Raw genomic sequence first — 18,605 nt, 5'->3', positions numbered from 1 at the left:
TGATGTGAATGAGTATTTATTGTTTATATTAATAGGCTTCGTAGCTCAATTGATTGATGGTGGTTTAGGCATGGGATATGGGCTTATCAGTATGACGGTACTGTTAGCTATGGGGATTGTTCCCTCTGTTGCGAGTGCCGGAGTTCATGTTGCAGAAATTGTAACAACCGCTATTTCTGGCCTTTCTCATATGATGTTTAAAAATGTTGATCGCACGCTTTTTAAACGTCTGGCAATACCGGGTATCCTGGGTGGGATTGCTGGAGCTCAATTATTAAGTCATGCCCCTATGAAAATTATTAAACCTTTCGTCATGGGATATCTATTCATCATGGGGATTTATGTTCTTTATAAATCTTTCCGTAAAACGGCTCTATCAGAAAAACTTTATAGCTACCTGGTACATACTTTAATGAAACGTGAGAAGCCAGCTCATAAGATTCCGCGCTTAATTACACTTGGCTTTATTGGTGGATTTTTGGATGCTGCTGGAGGAGGAGGCTGGGGAGCTATGGTTAATTCAACATTACTTGCTCAAGGTGAGCCCCCGCGCTACACAATAGGATCCGTAAATTTAGCGGAATTTTTAGTCACTGTTAGCATTGCCACAGCATTTTTTCTGACCATTGAAATTCAGCGTTGGTCAATCATAATTGGACTTATTATTGGTGGTGCAATAGGAGCTCCAATTTCAGCTTATATGGTACGCATTTTACCGGCAAATTTATTGATGAGCCTGGTAGGGATTCTCATTATCGGTCTTAGTCTCCGATCGTTTTGGCTTTTTGTGAGTTAATTCATTATCAATAGGTCGCATTTTTCTGCTTAATCTTCCTGATTGCTGAATGTTCCGGATTTGTATATATTGATGATTCTGAATCCGATAGCTAGCAAAGGAAAGTGCTTTATGCCGTTAGAGAATGAACTTCTTATATCCGAGGAACCACCGTCGTATAATTCTGTATTAGCAGCATTCACCCAAAAAGACGCCGCCAAAGAGAACTGGTTAGAGGAAGAAAATGCGCTCTTAAAAAATGAACTGGAGCTTTTGCGAGAAGAAAGTGCAAATGAAATTGCACGCTTGAGAAAATTCAACAGTCACCTAAGCCAAAAGCAAATTGCGCTAAAGGAGCATATAAGATTACTTGACGAACAGCTACTGTACGCGAAAGAACGTGAGCAAGAAACGAAGACCTGCCTTACTACCTTAAATGAAAATTATGTTTTGTTACAACGTAAAAATGAGAGATTGCTCAATTGGTTAGATTTATTGGTCATAGAAGAGGAGCGCTCTCTTCGCAATTTAGAAACAACCTATTTAGAAGCAGCCGCGTCCTGTGCCATCTCATTAAATGAACACCCTGAAGTTATCGCATTACGTTCCAAGATGCAGGAGCTGGAAAATAATTTACAAAAACAGCAAGGACAAATTTCTACAGAAGTTGAAAAACAGGTCAGTGAAAAAGCCCAGAGTATTCAGGAAAATATTTTAGAGCTATTTAATAAATTAATACATGGCGATGCTTTTACTAAAATAGTCAGCAATCTTGAAGTAAAATTCGCAACAATTATACAGCAAGAACAAGAAGCATTCTCTGCGGAATTTGCAGGCAAAATCCCTGTACCAGATCCGTTGACGCAACAATATTTGGATGAAAAAACAAAAAAACTGGTTGCTCTTGAACAGATTCACAGCGACGAGAAAACAAGCCAATTTTATAATACAAGTTATATGGTTTTATGGGCAAAAATAACAGGTTTTATTTCTGTCTTTAGTCAATTGGTGGAGAAGAAAGCAGGGACTGGGGAAAAATTGGTGGATCTTTCTTCCTCCCTCATCGGTGGATTAATAGGTAGTGTGCCTGTAATTGGTCCATTATTGGATACTATTGCCAGCTTTTCCTTGAAGGAGGTAGGTGGAGCAGTTTTAGAACATTTTGAAGAGAAAAGAAATCAAAATGTTCTAACTATACTTCGCAATCCAGAACATGCAAAAAAAGTAGCTGAGTTATTTGCTCGCTCGCTAACATTCCGTTATCAAGCCGAGATTCAAACCTGGGATTCTGAAACAATTAATCGCGCTGCCACTGCTTATAGCAACCAGGTTTATGAGTTAACACTCGGAAATAAAATAAAAGAGTGTCAAACTGATGAACCAGAGAAAAAGATTGAAATATTTCTTGGTGCACTTAAAGAAATAAGTGAGAAAGATATTTGCTATGAAGTTATTCCTGAAAAGAATAATGGTGCAGGTTTAAGGACACCATCTCCTAGTCCAAAATCCAAGCTTAGGATGAGTGAAAAATCGGTGGAGACTACGGTACACGAGGGAATCAAAACGCTGCGTGATAAAATGGGTAAAACAGCGTACTTGACACAACACACTACAGTGCAATTAAAGGGAGTAAAGCGGCTAAACTCTGATTTACAGCAAGTGGTAGTGAAACAGCAAGAACAAATCAAGCAGCTGCAATCAGAGGTTGTTGAGCTAAAGAAGGACAGAAAGACGCATGATGAAGAAATCGGTTCCTTAAAATCACAACTAAGTGGTTTACAAACCATTGTGGCAGATTGGCTGACTGTACCTATAGATACCTTAGTAAAGTTGCCTGAAAAAAATTCTATAAAAGACAAATTTAAACTCTTTAATCGCAGAGGTTCGGAAGAGCGCGGAGTAAAATTGTCCTCATCGAATGGTGCACAAGGACCAAAATAATAACTGCCTCAGTTACGCCAGCGAAATGCTGGCATTAACTCATATTACAATAAATGCTCTAACCCATAGTAAAGTGAGTCTAGCTGCTGTACTTTCTGACAGGCAAGAACAACTCCTGGCATAAAGGAAACTCTATCAATGCTGTTATGAGTAATCGTTAACGTCTCGCCACTACTGCCAAAAATCACGTCTTGTCGCGCAACAACACCGGGTAAGCGAAGCGAATGAATATTAATCCCATAATGTGAGCCGCCACGTGCACCTTCAATTAGTTCATGCCCTTTTGCGGCAGGTGAGTCATTGAGACGGGCCGCTGCTATCATTTCCGCTGTTTTCATGGCCGTTCCAGACGGCGCATCAAACTTTTGCTGATGATGAGTTTCAACAATTTCAACATGGGGTAACAAACGTGCCGCTTCCGCTGCAAAACGCATCATTAAGACTGCACTAATAGAAAAATTAGGAACAATAATTCCACCTAATCGCTTTTTATCACAGTGGTTTTTTAATGTTTGTATTTGTTCAGCAATTAAACCACTGGTACCAATCACCGGATGAGCGCCACTTTCAATAATGGTAAGACTGTTTTCATAAACGCAATCTGCACGAGTTAGGTCAATCACAATGGCTGCATCTCTCTCAGCGATTGCTTGCCGTAAATTGTCATGATGAGTTAATTCACCAACAAGTTCAAAGTCAGGATTTTTTCTAATTGTTTCGCAAGCGAGAATGCCCATTTTGCCACGAGCACCATTAACAATTACACGAATAGCCATAGCTGCTCCAGAGTTACTCTTTATTATCTTCAGATAATTTTTTGTGCTTTTTGGGAGGAGAATTTTCTTTTACGACGCGTAAGGCCCAAATGCCTGCCGGTATCCAACCAATTACTGTGGCTTGCATGATTAATGCAACAACAGCGCCACCGGGATTATCATCGAGTAATAATATAATCCAGGGGAAAAAGATTGCAATCGCATACCAAAACAATCGACTCAACATTATTGATTACTCTCTATTAAATTAATTAAAAGTATACAATATCGTTACAATTAACAGTATATCCTTCTTTTTGTTCTATTTGGTGTGTTTTGAAATATCTTTCGTGCTGGATTGATTGTAAAGGTTGTGCTTGCAAATAAGTATTAAACGCTGTACATTGTATGCGCATTTCTAGGAGAACCTGTTTTTTCCATATGGCAAGATACATCTCGTATAATTACCCAACATATACTGCAAGACAGTTCGTTTTTACAGTACAGTTATGACTTATCAAAAAAAGGTAACAGAATGAGAAGGCAAGAACTTCATCCCCGCACGGCAGTACTAAACAAAGCCCAGAAGAACAAATCAAAAAAAGCTCGTAATGAAGCATTATTATGGCTTGCAGCAACTTTCCCGCAAGTTTTTGATAATACTTTGCGAATTCGTCCATTAAAAGTAGGCATTATGGATGACATTTTAGCTGTGGCAGATAAAGCGCTTGAGTTTGGTATTTCCAAGAGTAAATTGCGTGAGGCCGTGGTCGTGTTTACTCGACGTATTGATTACCTGGCTTGCCTTAAAGCGCGTGAAATGCGTGTCGATTTAGAGGGAAATCCTGTTAGTGTTGTAACGGAAGATGAAGCAGAAAAAGCCGCAATAAAAATTAAAAAACGTGTTGAAAAAAGTGCCCGTAATGCTCGTAAACTTCTTCCTGCAAAAACTCCTGTGACCAGCGCGAGTGTCAAGTCTTCTGTATCAGTACATCCATCCTCTCAAGAAGCTGCGCCTTATTTTCCCGAACGCGCGCCTGCTTTCAGTGCTCAAAACCCAATAACACCACCTCAACGAGCAGCAGTTGTGGTAAAACATAAACCTTCACGACAATTTGATCCAGATGCTGTTGCACGTTTGAAAGAAAAATTAGGACTATCGCGTAAAACGCAAGAGACAACAGATTAGGATGGCTGTAACCAGATTGATGCTCTTTAATTACGCTCGTATAATTTGCATACAATTAGTGCCACCAGGTTTGCCAATATAAAGTCCTCTTGTTAATAAAACGAAAGAATTTTTTTCAACTAAACCATGCTGTAAAAGAAATTGGATAACTTCTTCATTGAGCGCATTTGCATTTAGCGAATGATAATCCAGCAGGATGGGAAAAACGTTATTAACTAAACTTAGTTTCCCCACGGTACGCGCATTTGCGGTAACTGCATAGATAGGTACGGTACTATGCTGACGAGACATCCAAATTGCTGTAGCACCTGATTCAGTAAGAGCTACAATCGACTTGATGGGAAAATGATTGGCGGTATGTATGGTCGCCATGGCAATGGCCTGATCGGCTCGCAGGTAATGGCAACTTTCATTGTCACTGTTATAGAAAAAATCAGCATGCTTTTCTGCACTCTGACAAATTTTATCAACCATGGTAATTACTTTAACCGGGAAATTTCCTGTAGCCGTTTCTGCTGAGAGCATTACCGCATCGGTACCATCTAAAATTGCATTGGCAACGTCAGACACCTCCGCCCGAGTCGGCTGGGGATGATGGATCATGGATTCCATCATTTGCGTCGCAGTAATTACAACTTTATCTAGCCGTCTGCTTTGCTCAATAATTCGTTTTTGCATTGCTGGAACTTCTGCAGCTCCAATTTCTACGCCAAGATCGCCACGAGCTACGATCACCGCATCAGCAGCATTGATAATTTCTACTAAGTGCTGTAAAGCTTCGGTGCGCTCTATTTTGGCAATGATGGAAATATCCGTTTTATTAAACTGTGCTAATAAGTTGCGTGCTTCCTGAATATCGTGAGCATCCTTAACAAAAGACAGGGTAAGATAATCTACCTCTAAAGCAATGGCAGTTTGCAAATCATTAATGTCTTTTTCAGTGAGTGCTCTGGCAGCTAAACCACCACCTTTGCGATTCAGACCTTTATTGTTGTGTAAGAGGCCACCCTCAATAACTCGACAATAAATGAGAGGAGGTTTCACACGTGTAACTTCGAGTTCAATCAAACCATCATCAAGTAACAGGTGATCTCCGGTTGACAATTCATTACATAGATTGGTGTAGGCAACCGAAACGGAATGTTCATCCCCTAAGTCCTGACTGTCACAATTAAGGAGGAAGTCCTGACCATTCACTAATTTAATTTTATTTTCTTTAAAACGGCCAATACGTAGTTTTGGGCCTTGCAGGTCGGCCATAATAGCAAGCGGACGATTCAGAGTTTTAGCGATTGCTCGTGCTTCAGCAACAATTTTCAAGATACTCTCATCAGCGTGAGAGAAATTTACTCGTAAAACGTCAACACCCGCCGCAAGCATTGCTTGCAGTGTTAAGGGATCACTACAAGCAGGTCCTAAGGTGGCAACAATTTTAGTGCGACGTAACATGAGCGCGCTCTTCCAGAATAGCAACAGCAGGTAATTTTTTGCCTTCAAGGAACTCTAAAAATGCACCACCACCGGTGGAGATATAAGAAATTTGTGGGGTTAAATTATACTGATCAATTGCTGCCAGAGTATCGCCACCTCCTGCAATCGTAAACGCCTCGCTGTCTGCTATAGCAATCGCCAGGGCACGGGTACCGTAAGCAAATTGTGGGAACTCAAAAACCCCCACAGGACCATTCCAAATGATGGTTTTTGCATCATTAATAATGTCAATATAGCGGCCTACTGTATCGGGACCAATGTCCATAATCATGTCATCGGAAGCCACACTGGTTAGGGATTTATTAAAAGCTGGACAGCTATCCGTGAAGGATTTACCAACTACGACATCCGTGGGTAGAGGGATTTCACAGCCTTTTTCCGCTGCCAATGCTAAAATCGCACGCGCTTCATCAACCAAATCAGGTTCATAAAGTGATACACCAATTTCAAAACCTTGAGCTTTAAGAAAGGTGTTAGCGATTCCTCCTCCCGGAATCAGGAAATCAACCCGCTCTATCAATTGGCGAAGTAAGGTTAACTTACTTGATACTTTTGCACCGCCAACGATGGCAACAATGGGCCTTTCAGGTTCTTTCAGTGTATGTTCCAACGCTTCTAATTCATTGACTAAAAGTGGTCCTGCAACAGCAATAGGTGCAAATTTAGCTACGCCATAGGTAGAGGCTTGAGCACGATGAGCTGTTCCAAAGGCATCCATGACGAAGATATCGCAAAGACTGGCAAGTTTTTTTGCTAAGGCTTCGTCATTGGCTTTTTCGCCAACATTAAATCGCACATTTTCACAAATCACGAGTTCGCCAGGATTTGCTTCAACACCGTCTAAGTAGTCGGTCACAAAACGTACTGGATAATCTAAATTGGCAGCCAAATAATCAGCTACTGGCTGTAGAGAAAAACGCTTTTCAAATTTCCCTTCTTCCGGCCTGCCTAAATGAGACAAAACCATCACTGCCGCATTTTCATCAAGGGCTGCTTGCAGTGTGGGTAAGGCAGCTCGCAGACGCTGATCACTTGTGATAATTCCATCTTTAATTGGAACATTTAAATCTTCGCGAATCAGTAATCGTTTGCCGCTTATGCTGATCTCGCTCATTTTAAGTAGATTCATTGTCTTATCCTTAACGACTCATCATATATTGAGCGGTGTCTAGCATGCGATTAGAAAAGCCCCATTCATTGTCATACCATGCAACTACTTTTACCAAATTACCTAACACTTTAGTTTGTGTCGTATCAAAGACTGCTGAAGCAGGGTAATGGTTAAAATCACAAGATACCAGAGGTTCGTCATTAATATGGAGGATATTATTTTGTGCTCGACGCATAATATCATTTACTTCCGCAACGGTCGTCTCACGGCGAGATATAAAAGTTAAATCAACAACAGAAACATTGAGCGTGGGAACCCGCATTGCAAAACCATCCAACTTGCCTGCTAGCTCAGGAAGTACTAAGCCAACAGCAAGGGCTGCTCCTGTTTTTGTTGGAATAATTGATTGAGTTGCAGAACGAGCTCGACGAAGATCACTGTGACTGCCATCCAATAACATTTGATCTTTTGTATAAGCGTGCACGGTATTGACCAAGCCATGTTCAATTCCTAGAGCGTCATGCAGTGGTTTGACTACAGGCGCTAAACAGTTTGTGGTGCATGAGGCATTAGAAACGATTATATCTGTAGCCTGTAACGTGTGGTGATTAACGCCAAATACAACAGTTGCATCGGCATCTTTCCCCGGTGCAGAGATAAGAACTTTTTTAGCTCCGGCATTAATATGTTTCATCGCGGCTTCACGATGAGTAAAATGACCAGTACATTCAAATACCAGGTCAACCTCTAACTCCCGCCAGGGCAAAGCATTGGGATCGCGTTCAGCAATAACTCGAATAGGATGCCCATCGATCACTAAATTATTGCCATCAACCTGTACCTGATCACCAAATCGTCCATGAGTAGAATCATAACGAGTTAAATGGGCTGTTGTTTCTATACCAGCCAAATCGTTAATTGCAACGATGCTAAATTCATTTTGGCGGCCATACTCATAAACGGAACGTAAAATACAACGGCCAATGCGGCCGTAACCATTTATTGCGACTCGTATCGTCATACTACATCTCTCCCAAATACCATGATTCGCTTTTGCAAATCAGTTTAAAATAGTTTTTAAGGTGGAAATTACATGGTCAACAGTAATACCTAAGTAATTAAAAGCATCACCTGCGGGTGCTGATACGCCAAAGCGATTAAGACCAATAACGCTACCATCCAAACCAACAAATCGATACCAATAGTCAGTAGAGGCTGCTTCAATTGCCAGACGTTTACGCACGGAAGTGGGTAAAACATGCTCCTGGTAAGCTGCATCTTGAGCAAGGAAACGTTCGCAGCAGGGCATGGAAACAACGCGAATGGCTTTACCTAACGCTGTCATTTGCTGAGCTGCAGCTACTGCCAACTGCACTTCAGAACCTGTTGCCAATAGAATTGCATCAGGAGTGTCTTGACAATCTTGTAGAATATAACCGCCTTTTTGAATGAGCTCAGCATGACTTTCAGCATGAGATAAGGCCGGTAAATTCTGTCTTGATAAGAGTAAGGCAGAAGGACCATCATGACGTTCAAGTGCTTGTTGCCAGGCAACGGCGGTTTCCATTAAATCCGCCGGACGCCAAACCGCCATATTCGGTGTCATTCGTAACATGGATGCATGTTCAACAGGTTGATGAGTTGGCCCATCTTCGCCCAAGCCAATTGAATCATGGGTTAATACATAAATGACACGTTGATGCATCAGGGCGCTCAGACGGATTGCATTACGAGCATAATCTGCAAATACTAAAAAAGTACCGCCATAAGGAATAATACCACCATGTAATGCCAGTCCATTCATGATAGCTGCCATTGCAAATTCCCGAACACCATAAAAAAGGTAATTTCCTGAAAAATCATTAGCTGTAATCGCTTTGCTACCTGACCAGTCTGTATTATTAGAACCGGTTAAATCGGCAGAGCCACCTAACATTTCCGGTAACAATTTTGCAAAGTGTTCAATGCATTGCTGTGAGCTTTTACGGGTAGCTTGTGCCTTCTCATTAAGGCGACATTGTTCGATAAACATTTGGGTGTTTTTATCCCAGTTATCGGGCAAATCACCCTGGATTCGACGTAAAAACTCATGATAGTCCTGTGGGAACTGCTGTTGATAACCGTGACAGCGGGCTAACCAATCTGTTTCGTCATGCTGTCCCTGCTCAACGTGATTCCATTTTGCATATAACGAATCAGGGATGACGAAAGGAGGGTAAGACCAGTTAAAAGTTTCGCGAACTTTGGCAACACCTTCAGCACCAAGAGGAGCGCCGTGAGATTTTTCACTACCTGCCAGGGGTGAACCATGTCCTATCACAGTTTTACAAATGATCAGGCTGGGTTTTTGGGTTTCCTGGCGAGCTTGCTCAATGGCATTTTCAATCGCGCGAGAATCATGACCATCAATAGGGCCGATAACTTGCCAATTATAACCTTTAAAGCGAATAGCAGTATCGTCTGTAAACCATGAATCCACTTTGCCATCAATGGAGATACCATTGTCGTCATAGAAGACAATTAATTTTCCCAAACCTAATGTGCCCGCTAAAGAGCAAGCTTCATGGGAAATTCCTTCCATCAAACAACCATCACCGACGAAAGTATAGGTATAGTGATTGACCAATTCAAAGCCGGGACGATTGAATTGTGCCGCTAAGACTTTTTCTGCAATGGCCATGCCTACCGAGTTGGCAAGCCCTTGACCTAGCGGTCCTGTAGTCGTTTCAACGCCAGGGGTGTCATGTTCAGGATGACCCGGGGTTTTTGAATGCAGTTGACGAAAATGCTTCAGCTCCTCGAGGCTTAAATTATATCCAGTTAAATGGAGTAGAGAATAAAGCAACATAGAGCCATGACCATTGGATAAAACAAAACGGTCGCGGTTAAACCACTGCGGATTTTTGGGATTGTGTCTTAAAAATTTTGTCCAAAGTACCGTAGCAATCTCTGCCATTCCTAAAGGCATTCCAGGATGGCCCGACTGTGCTTGCTCAACCGCATCGATACTTAAAAAACGAATGGCGTTGGCTAAATCATTGGAAAGACTCATGCGTACTCTTATGCTATCTACCAGGGGGTCTATTGTCGCTCAGAAGCTATTAATCAGCAAGTTGGGCGATATATTTATTGTAATATTACTGGACAAAAAATGCTGAATTTCTGTAAAAATGATCGAGGAAATATTTAAATTTTACTTTTTGTCTATTTTTTGGGATTATTGCACCTTTATTAAATTACTTTTAGGGTTGTATGACAGCAGTTTTGCAAAGATTACAGTCTAAAATTGGCTATAAATTTGAAAGGGAACCAGGGAACAATGCTCCGATATGGGGATTCTCTAATTTTTTAGAAGAAAAACCCACGGCATATTTTGAGTCATTTGTTCGTAGTCATGCCGTTCTTAATTTTGAATACAGTGTATTCTGTAGCAAACTTGCGAATGATTTACTACAAAAAAACAGTGGTGCAAATTCCAGCCTTTGTGATGACGAACTTAATGAGCAAGTGGCTTCTGCTTTGGCGATGTCTGAACTATTGACTTATATTTACCGCCATTATTTGAGCGTGCCAAGAGAGGTTGCTCGCTTAAAAGAAGAACAAGCAATTTTTCGTACCTGGTTGCAAAGCCGCAATTATTATCAATTTGAAGCGAGCAATGTTGTTGCGCAACAAGACACAAAAACAATGTCTTCACCAGGATTTTTTACTCAACAAGTGCGAGATAGAACTGCCTGGTTGAACTGGCCTCGATTGTTTACTGTACGGGGACGTCGAGTTTTAACCACCTTAATTCAAATTCCGCGGATACAAAAAGAAGAATATTTTTGCCGTTTCATTCTTTTTGCCGATCAATTTGCTAATCCTGCATTAACTTATTTTTCCTGGATATTTTATGTTCCGCGCCTTGCAGTGAACATGGTTTTATTATTCAAACATCTTATTCCAGGACCATGGCTTGAAGCCAAAGAGAAAGATCTTTCCTGGTTGACACGTTTACAAGGGCAATTGCTACGGCGCTGGTTTGAATTAGGCAATGATGTGATTTGGCTAACCGGGGGATTATTAAATTGTTTTGTCTTAACCGGGGCTTTGGCGCCAATCGGAATGTATTTAACCATTTCTTTTTTCCTCTTTGATGCGCTATGGGCAGGACTGCGTGCATTCATAGAACTTGGACGGTTGAACAAATTAGAAAAGCAATATGCACTGATGGAGCAAGAGTTTCGCTTAAATTCCCCCGAAAAATTGAAAGAAATTAAAGAATATCAACAGCATTTACAACAACGAATGTCTTTTGAGAGACAACGATTAACTCTAAGTGTGATTACAACTTCTACCTTATTTTTAGGAATGTGCCTGGCAATTCCTGCATTTGCTAATCCAGTGATGGTTTTTATTGGGGCAGTCCTTGTGGTAACCATTACTTTAATCAACTATCTTAAAGTGCAGCAGCTTGAAAAACAAAGGCCGCCTAACAACCTGATGGAATTGGCAAAGCCGCAATACAGGGATTTATTAACAAAAGAAGGTATTTTTAAAACATCTACCCCACAACCACATCTTTCTCCGCTTATCGAGAATAATGACTCCATTCAAATTAAGTGCTAATCCTGCGTAGAATGGAAAATAAAATAATCTGTCACCTGAGTATAGCGAAGAGCCTCCTGCAACAGGCACAATGTCATGCATGGAGCAGTGATTGATTCAATGCTATGCTAGTAAATTTGCATTGGGAGCATTAATTAATGACGTTACCTTCATTCTCAACGATTGATATTGCTAGTTTCGAAAAAAACCTGGAAACAATGTTACAGGCTCATTTAGAAGAAATTAGCAAAATCCTGACCCATCCTAAGCCTTATACCTGGGATAATCTAATGACGCATCTTGAAAAATACGATGATGAATTAGAGCGGTTTTGGTCGCCGCTGTCCCATTTACATGCAGTGGTAAATTCAAAGGCTTTGCGTGATTGTTATCAGGCCTGCTTGCCCAGGTTGTCAGCTTATGAGGCGGCTATTGGTCACAACGAGCAGCTCTATGAAGCCATTAAATCGCTGGATAAAAAAGAATTAAACGATGCACAACAAAAAATAATTGATGATACGCTGCGTGATTTTGAATTATCAGGCGTTGCTCTATCAAAAGAGAAAAAAGAGCGCTTTGAAGCCATTCAAACCCGTTTATCTGCCTTATCGAATCAATTTGAAAATAATGTATTGGATGCCACACAGGCATTTAGTATTCATATTACCGACGAAGAGCGATTAAAAGGCTTACCTGAACACGCAGTGCATACCGCTCGTGAATTAGCTGCAGAAAAAAAAGTGGCAGGTTGGGTGTTTAATCTGGAGTTCCCTTGCTATGTTGCGATTATTACCTATGCAGATGATCGTACTTTACGTGAAGAAATGTATCATGCCTATGTGACTCGTGCTTCGGAGCAAGGGCCAAGTGCTGGCAAATTTGATAATACGCAAGTCATTAATGAAATGCTTGAGCTACGTCATGAAAAGGCGAATTTATTAGGTTTTGCCAATTATGCGGAATTATCTTTAGCGACAAAGATGGCTGAGTCAACTGGGCAAGTGCGAAACTTTCTTAATGATTTATCTTGGCGGGCGCACGGTCAGGCAACCGAAGAATTTAAAAAATTACAAGAATTCGCATCGAAAGAGCATAACATTAGTAAACTGGCACCTTGGGATGTTGCTTATATGTCAGAGAAAAAAAGGCAAGCACGTTATGCCATTTCTCAGGAAGAATTACGTCCTTATTTTCCACTCACTAAAGTCATGCCTGGTCTGTTTGCCATTGTGAAAAAGCTTTATGGGATGACGATGAACGAAGTGAAAGGGGTTGATGTTTGGCATCCCGATGTTAAGTGTTATTGCATCCTCGATGAAGAGAATAATGTTCGTGGACATATTTATGTCGATTTGTTTGCCAGACCCCACAAGCGCGGTGGAGCCTGGATGGACTCTTGCCAAAGCCGTTGGCAATTGGCCGATGGATCTTTGCAATTACCTGTCGCCACGCTGACTTGTAACTTCGCCAAGCCTGCCGCTAACAAGACCGCCACTTTATCTCATGATGAAGTGCTCACATTATTCCATGAGTTTGGCCATTGTTTACACCATGTTCTAACGCAAGTGAACTATTTAAGTGTTTCCGGTATTCATGGTGTTGAATGGGATGCCGTGGAGTTACCTAGCCAATTTTTTGAAAACTGGTGTTGGGAAGAGGAAGCCTTGGCTTTGCTGGCAGAGCATGTGGATACCAAAGAGCCATTACCCAAAAAGCTATTTGAAAAATTACTGGCTGCTAAAAACTTTCAATCGGCGATGGCAATGATGCGGCAATTAGAATTTTCAATTTTTGATTTTCGTATTCACCAAGAGTTTTCCTCTGAGCAAAAAGATTTTGTTGCCAAAACGCTAGCAGAAGTACGTAAACAAACAACGGTTGTGCCGCTTGTTGATTATAATCGCTTCCAACATAGTTTTTCTCACATTTTTGGTGGAGGTTATGCTGCAGGTTACTACAGTTACAAATGGGCAGAAGTACTTTCCAGCGATGCCTATTCTCGTTTTGAAGAAGAAGGTATTTTTTCGCCAAAGGCAGGGCGTGATTTCTTACATACTATCCTGGAAGTTGGTGGTTCTAAAAAAGCAGCTGACGCCTACCAGGCTTTTCGTGGTCGACCCGCTACAGTAGACGCTTTATTGCGACATAACGGCATTAAAAGCTAAAAAAATTAAGGCATAACAGGGTTATGCCTTAAAGTGCACTCTCGGAGTTAACATGTTACTTCGTAAAAAAATTCTATTAATGCTTAGCATTTACTGCGCTTGTTTAAATCTTGCAACTGCGGCTGTTGCGCTTGCTGGTTCTAATCAGTTTTTAAAAGTTTTTGGTGAAAACAAGCTGGTAAAAATTGCTGAAGCAAGGTTACCAAAGCCATTTGATTTTTTATTAACCCAGCCCCTAATGACATTCGGTTTAGAAAAATATTATCAGCGTCAAGCGCAAATCAAGGTAATTTACAAACAAGAAAATGAATTAAATCATACCTATTCGCGCGGTATTTTAATGCTTATGGACAGCAATAAAAAACGTAACAATATTGAAATTGCACGTGCAAAAAAGGAAGCAGTGGTGGTCGAGATTGCGCTAATCACCATGAATTTTAAAGCATTACCGCAAAAAGTAATTACAGGGGTTTTGCATAGCGAGCAACCCTTTGGCAAATTGCTAAGTGCTAATCATGTAAAAACGGTTTCAAGTGGACGGGAGTATTTCTTATTAAATTGTAATGAGAAATTGGCAAATCTTATTCATTGCAAAACGAATAGTAAGCTTTATGGTCGAGTAAATACGCTAAGTCGTGCTGACGATAATCGGTGGTTAGCCAAAGTAATAGAAGTTCTACCCTTGGTAAGTTGCACTGATAGCCAATGTAAAACTCAATAAAAATACAGCGTGAGATCATACCGCTTGACTAGACTTGTGTTATAATTAAAATTGTACAGCAAAGGGGGCGACCTGGCTTCGACGTGGGTTGCGAAACCTGAGGTGCATGCCGAGAATGAGAACTCTCGTAAATCAGACTCATTAAATATAAATGCAAACGATGAAAACTTTGCTGGTGCTATCGCTGCGTAAGCTTTGATAGTTACCAATCGTGCGCTGCCATAAAACCAGCGCCCCGTTGACCGAGCCCGCTTATCGGTATCGAATCAACGGTCATAAGAGATAAGCTCGCATCTTAGCCCGTCCCGAGTTAAGGTGTTAAACTAAGGGAATCGCCGTGTTCGATCCTGCCTGTCGGAGAGGCCACGGTTAACTTAATAGACAAGGCTACGCATGTAGAGCTGACGGCAGAGGATTTGCGGACGCGGGTTCAATTCCCGCCGCCTCCACCAATTATAAAAACCATTCCTGACCACCAATGACCATCATAAACCCTTGTAGATCAACAAGTTAAATCCCATTTTTTGGTTGATAGGGTTGTCTTTCGTGGTTTTCTGCTGGCTCAAAAATCACCCAGAATATGCCCAAAATTTTTGAAAAAGTACCCAATATCTGCCCAAAATTTTAGGAGAATTTAGTCACTTTGGGCTGCCTTGTAGAAAATGTCATTTATTTGATTATATTAGCAAACGACATTTCGACTCGTGCTTTGGACTCGATAATAAGTACTGCTTAGTTTCTTTACTAAACTTTTCCGCCCACTCCTTTGAACTTTTCAACAAACGCGGCGATCTTTTGAAATACACTCTGTTTCTTGGTGAGATATTGCGGATTTAATGGACTCATCTTAGGCAGAATGGCATTAAGTTCTGTGCCTTTGTCACTGGCGTACTCCCGTTTGAGTGAAGAGGCGATATAGCGTCGGGCTTCTTCGGCATTCAGGTTTTCTGCATTTATTAGCTCATCGGCTTCTCGTTGCTGCTCAGCTTGGGCATAGGAAAAAAACGCTTCGATCACGCCGGACTTTTCGCCAATCTGATCCAGGTCGGTTTGATTGATAAAATCCACGATTAAGCTTTCTTTAGCGCGGTTGCCGAGGCTAGCGCGGATCACCCGGCGCACTTCGTCAACCAACTCGGCTTTGTTTTTGGTTTTCTTGTTGTGCTCAAAAATCAGTTCCAGAATATAATCGAGGTTGATCTCTTGGGATTTCAGCAGGTCTATCTCGAACACTACGTCATTCCAGTCAATGGTTGATTTTTCTTTCTCTTCAGCTAATTTTTGTCGGCGCTGCCAATCCCGAATGTCGTTATAGGTAGAACGGTAATCCTGAATCTTTCGCTCAGCTGGCAGGCGTATGGATTGTAACTCAGCCAGTTTTTCATCATCCAAATAATGTTCCGCTTTAAACGCTTCTACCGCCTCTGGGCTATTCAGGTCAAGGGTTTGCAGCGCTCTAAGGCTGGCAAACTCATCATAGTTTTGCAGCACGTTCTCTACATGCAGGTATTCCCCAAAAAGTTTGGCAAAATCTTTTTTATCAGACTCTTTTTCAATGGCACTTGGGTCAGGAAAACGTTGTTCTAGCTCTCTTACCACATCCATAAAACCGCGTCTGGCTTCACCCGTCACCACATCGGTAAAGCCTTCCATGTATTCTTTGTAGCTTTTTTCTAGCACCACATTTTTAGTGTGTTTATCGCCAAATAGGGTAATAGCATCCACGGTTGCCTTTTCCAAGTCTCGAAATGTAACAATATTACCGAACGTTTTGGTGGCATCATAAATGCGATTGGTGCGCGAAAAGGCTTGTATCAAACCATGGTAACGCAGGTTTTTGTCCACAAACAGTGTATTAAGCATAGGGGCATCAAAGCCGGTAAGGAACATTCCCACCACTATCAGCAAATCGATTTCCTTGTTTTTCACCCGCTTGGCTAAATCACGGTAGTAATTCTGGAAGCCTTTACTATCGACACTGAAATTGGTTTTAAAAAAGGTGTTGTAATCGCCTATCGCCGCGTTTAAAAACTCTTTGGCGCTGCTATTCATAGCTGATACATCAAAGCTTTCATCCAGAATTTCACCCAGTGCATCCTGTTCTTCATTGGCAGCAAAGGAAAATATGGTGGCAATTTTCAGCGGTTTGTCCTTGTATTTATACAAAGGATCGGCTTGTAACTTGTTCAGCGACTCATAATAAAGCTTAGCTGCATCCACACTGCTCACAGCGAATATGGCATTAAAGCCTTTGGCGTTCATTTGCAATCGGTGGGTCTTCTGGCGGTAATTGTTCAGAATGTACTGGGAAATTTCGCGAATACGCTCTGGGTGCAACAGCGCCTCTTTGTTTTCAGAGGCAGATAGTTTTTTCTCATCTTGTTCAATTTCAATAGCCTTAAATTTGTGGCGCACATCGTTATAGTCCACCTTGAACTTGAGCACTTTCTCATCGCGTATTGCGTCGGTAATCACATAGGAATGCAATTCACGACCAAAAACGCTGGCGGTGGTTTCCGCACCTAAAGCGTTTTGCGGGAAGATGGGCGTACCGGTAAAGCCAAACTGAAAGAACTTTTTGAACTTCTTGTTCAGGTTTTTCTGGGCTTCACCAAACTGGCTGCGGTGGCATTCATCAAAAATAAACACCACTTGCTTATTGTAGATGGGTAGATCGCCTTCGCTTTTCATCAAGTTGTTGAGCTTCTGGATAGTGGTGACAATGATCTTATTATCATCTTTATCTAGATTACGCTTTAAGCCTGCGGTACTGTCTGAGCCGTTCACGCTATTGGGTGAAAAGCGCTGGTATTCTTTCATGGTCTGGTAGTCAAGGTCTTTTCGGTCAACCACAAAAAACACTTTGTCGACAAATGGCAGTTCTGAAGCCAAACGTGCGGCTTTAAAGCTGGTTAAGGTTTTACCCGAGCCGGTGGTATGCCAGATAAAACCACCACTATTGGGTTTGCTCCAGTTTTTGGCATGATACGAGCTTTCAATCTTCCACAAAATACGCTCGGTGGCAGCGATCTGGTAGGGGCGCATAACGAGTAATGTGTCACTCACATCAAATACGGAATAATGGAGCAACACTTTAAGTAGAGTGTGCTTCTGAAAGAAAGTGGCGGTAAAGTCTTTCAGGTCTTTAATCAAGCTGTTATCTGCTTTAGCCCAGTTCATCGTGAAATCGAAGCTGTTTTTGTTGCGCTGGGTTGTATTCGCAAAATAACGACTATCGGTGCCGTTTGAGATGACAAACAACTGCAAGTACTTATAGAGCGAATTCTCGCTGTTAAAGCTCTCTTTGCTATAACGATGTACCTGGTTAAAGGCTTCACGTATGGCAACACCTCGCTTTTTTATCTCGATTTGTACCAGCGGTAATCCGTTCACCAGAATAGTTACATCATAACGGTTGGCATGGCTACCGGTTTGTTCAAACTGCTTGATCACCTGAACTTTGTTGCGGGTGATGTTATTTTTATCCAGCAGAGAGATATTTTTAATGCGGCCATCATCAAAAACGAAGTCGTGAATATAGTCATCGTGGATTTTTCGGGTTTTATCCACGATGGTGTCACTAGGCTTATCCAGATAAGTCTCCACAAAACGATGCCACTCACCCTCACTAAACACCACGTTATTAAGCGCTTCTAATTGCACCCGAACATTAGCGAGCATGGACTGAGGGTTATTTAAACTAGTCAGATACTCATAGCCTTGATTTTGCAAATCCTGAATCAATTCGCGCTCTAAGGCCTCTTCGCTTTGGTAGCCTTCGCTCACTTTCCATTCTTTTTGATATTTATCCAGAACGATAAAGTGGTTTGATTCTGCGATAGGTTTGTAGTGGGTCATGATTCTTCC

13 protein-coding genes and 1 other RNA gene are annotated in these 18,605 nt (G+C 41.5%); 7 read left to right on the top strand and 7 right to left on the bottom strand.

The genetic code is table 11. The annotated features are described in order from the left end of the window. Positions 1-4 precede the first annotated feature (4 nt). Complete coding sequence (locus PXX05_RS12550; protein WP_275088533.1) at positions 5-796, top strand: sulfite exporter TauE/SafE family protein; 792 nt, start codon at positions 5-7, stop codon at positions 794-796. Positions 797-907: 111 nt separating this feature from the next. Then, the gene (locus PXX05_RS12545; RefSeq protein ID WP_275088532.1) at positions 908-2,716 is read left to right on the top strand and encodes a GumC domain-containing protein; all 1,809 of its coding nucleotides are present in this window, start codon (positions 908-910) and stop codon (positions 2,714-2,716) included. Between the two features lie 44 nt (positions 2,717-2,760). On the opposite strand, the gene dapB is transcribed toward PXX05_RS12545, so the two are convergent. Both dapB and PXX05_RS12535 read right to left on the bottom strand, forming a co-directional pair. After that, positions 2,761-3,492 carry a 4-hydroxy-tetrahydrodipicolinate reductase gene (dapB, locus tag PXX05_RS12540; RefSeq protein WP_275088531.1) on the bottom strand — a complete coding sequence of 244 codons (732 nt, stop codon included), beginning with the start codon at positions 3,490-3,492 and terminating at the stop codon, positions 2,761-2,763. A gap of 13 nt (positions 3,493-3,505) precedes the next feature. After that, the gene (locus PXX05_RS12535; RefSeq protein WP_275088530.1) at positions 3,506-3,718 is read right to left on the bottom strand and encodes a hypothetical protein; all 213 of its coding nucleotides are present in this window, start codon (positions 3,716-3,718) and stop codon (positions 3,506-3,508) included. Between the two features lie 288 nt (positions 3,719-4,006). Here PXX05_RS12535 and PXX05_RS12530 point away from each other — a divergent pair, with 288 nt between their 5' ends. Further along, positions 4,007-4,660 (top strand): ProQ/FinO family protein, encoded by a 654-nt coding sequence (locus PXX05_RS12530; RefSeq protein WP_275088529.1) that lies wholly within the window; start codon positions 4,007-4,009, stop codon positions 4,658-4,660. Between the two features lie 30 nt (positions 4,661-4,690). On the opposite strand, the gene pyk is transcribed toward PXX05_RS12530, so the two are convergent. The 4 genes from pyk to tkt are packed head-to-tail and all read right to left on the bottom strand — an operon-like array spanning position 4,691 to position 10,314. Then, a complete protein-coding gene (gene pyk, locus PXX05_RS12525; RefSeq protein ID WP_275088528.1) occupies positions 4,691-6,109 on the bottom strand; it encodes a pyruvate kinase in 1,419 nt (472 codons plus the stop codon). Then, on the bottom strand, positions 6,093-7,280 hold the full coding sequence (locus PXX05_RS12520; RefSeq protein WP_275088527.1) for a phosphoglycerate kinase: 1,188 nt from the start codon (positions 7,278-7,280) through the stop codon (positions 6,093-6,095). Before PXX05_RS12520 ends, pyk begins: the two co-directional genes overlap by 17 nt. A 10-nt stretch (positions 7,281-7,290) precedes the next feature. Then, entirely contained in the window at positions 7,291-8,283 is a 993-nt protein-coding gene (gene gap, locus PXX05_RS12515; protein WP_275088526.1) for a type I glyceraldehyde-3-phosphate dehydrogenase, read from the bottom strand. 39 nt (positions 8,284-8,322) lie between these two features. Beyond that, on the bottom strand, positions 8,323-10,314 hold the full coding sequence (gene tkt, locus PXX05_RS12510; protein ID WP_275088525.1) for a transketolase: 1,992 nt from the start codon (positions 10,312-10,314) through the stop codon (positions 8,323-8,325). 200 nt (positions 10,315-10,514) lie between these two features. Between tkt and PXX05_RS12505 the strand changes: the two genes are divergently transcribed. The 4 genes from PXX05_RS12505 to ssrA all read left to right on the top strand — a co-directional run bounded on the left by PXX05_RS12505 (position 10,515) and on the right by ssrA (position 15,190). Continuing rightward, a complete protein-coding gene (locus PXX05_RS12505; RefSeq protein WP_275088524.1) occupies positions 10,515-11,873 on the top strand; it encodes a hypothetical protein in 1,359 nt (452 codons plus the stop codon). Between the two features lie 137 nt (positions 11,874-12,010). Then, entirely contained in the window at positions 12,011-14,017 is a 2,007-nt protein-coding gene (locus PXX05_RS12500; protein WP_275088523.1) for a M3 family metallopeptidase, read from the top strand. 52 nt (positions 14,018-14,069) lie between these two features. Next, positions 14,070-14,738 carry a hypothetical protein gene (locus PXX05_RS12495; protein WP_275088522.1) on the top strand — a complete coding sequence of 223 codons (669 nt, stop codon included), beginning with the start codon at positions 14,070-14,072 and terminating at the stop codon, positions 14,736-14,738. Positions 14,739-14,801: 63 nt separating this feature from the next. Next, positions 14,802-15,190: a transfer-messenger RNA gene (gene ssrA, locus PXX05_RS12490) on the top strand. 292 nt (positions 15,191-15,482) lie between these two features. Here the strand turns inward: ssrA and PXX05_RS12485 are convergent. Then, positions 15,483-18,596, bottom strand: a complete 3,114-nt coding sequence (locus PXX05_RS12485) for a type I restriction endonuclease subunit R (protein ID WP_275088521.1) — start codon at positions 18,594-18,596, stop codon at positions 15,483-15,485. Between the last annotated feature and the right edge of the window lie 9 nt (positions 18,597-18,605).

Source organism: Legionella cardiaca (genome assembly GCF_029026145.1).
Taxonomy (GTDB): Bacteria; Pseudomonadota; Gammaproteobacteria; order Legionellales; family Legionellaceae; genus Tatlockia; species Tatlockia cardiaca.
The sequence above is the reverse complement of the archived record's forward strand: the minus strand, read 5'-3'. Positions and strand labels throughout refer to the sequence as shown.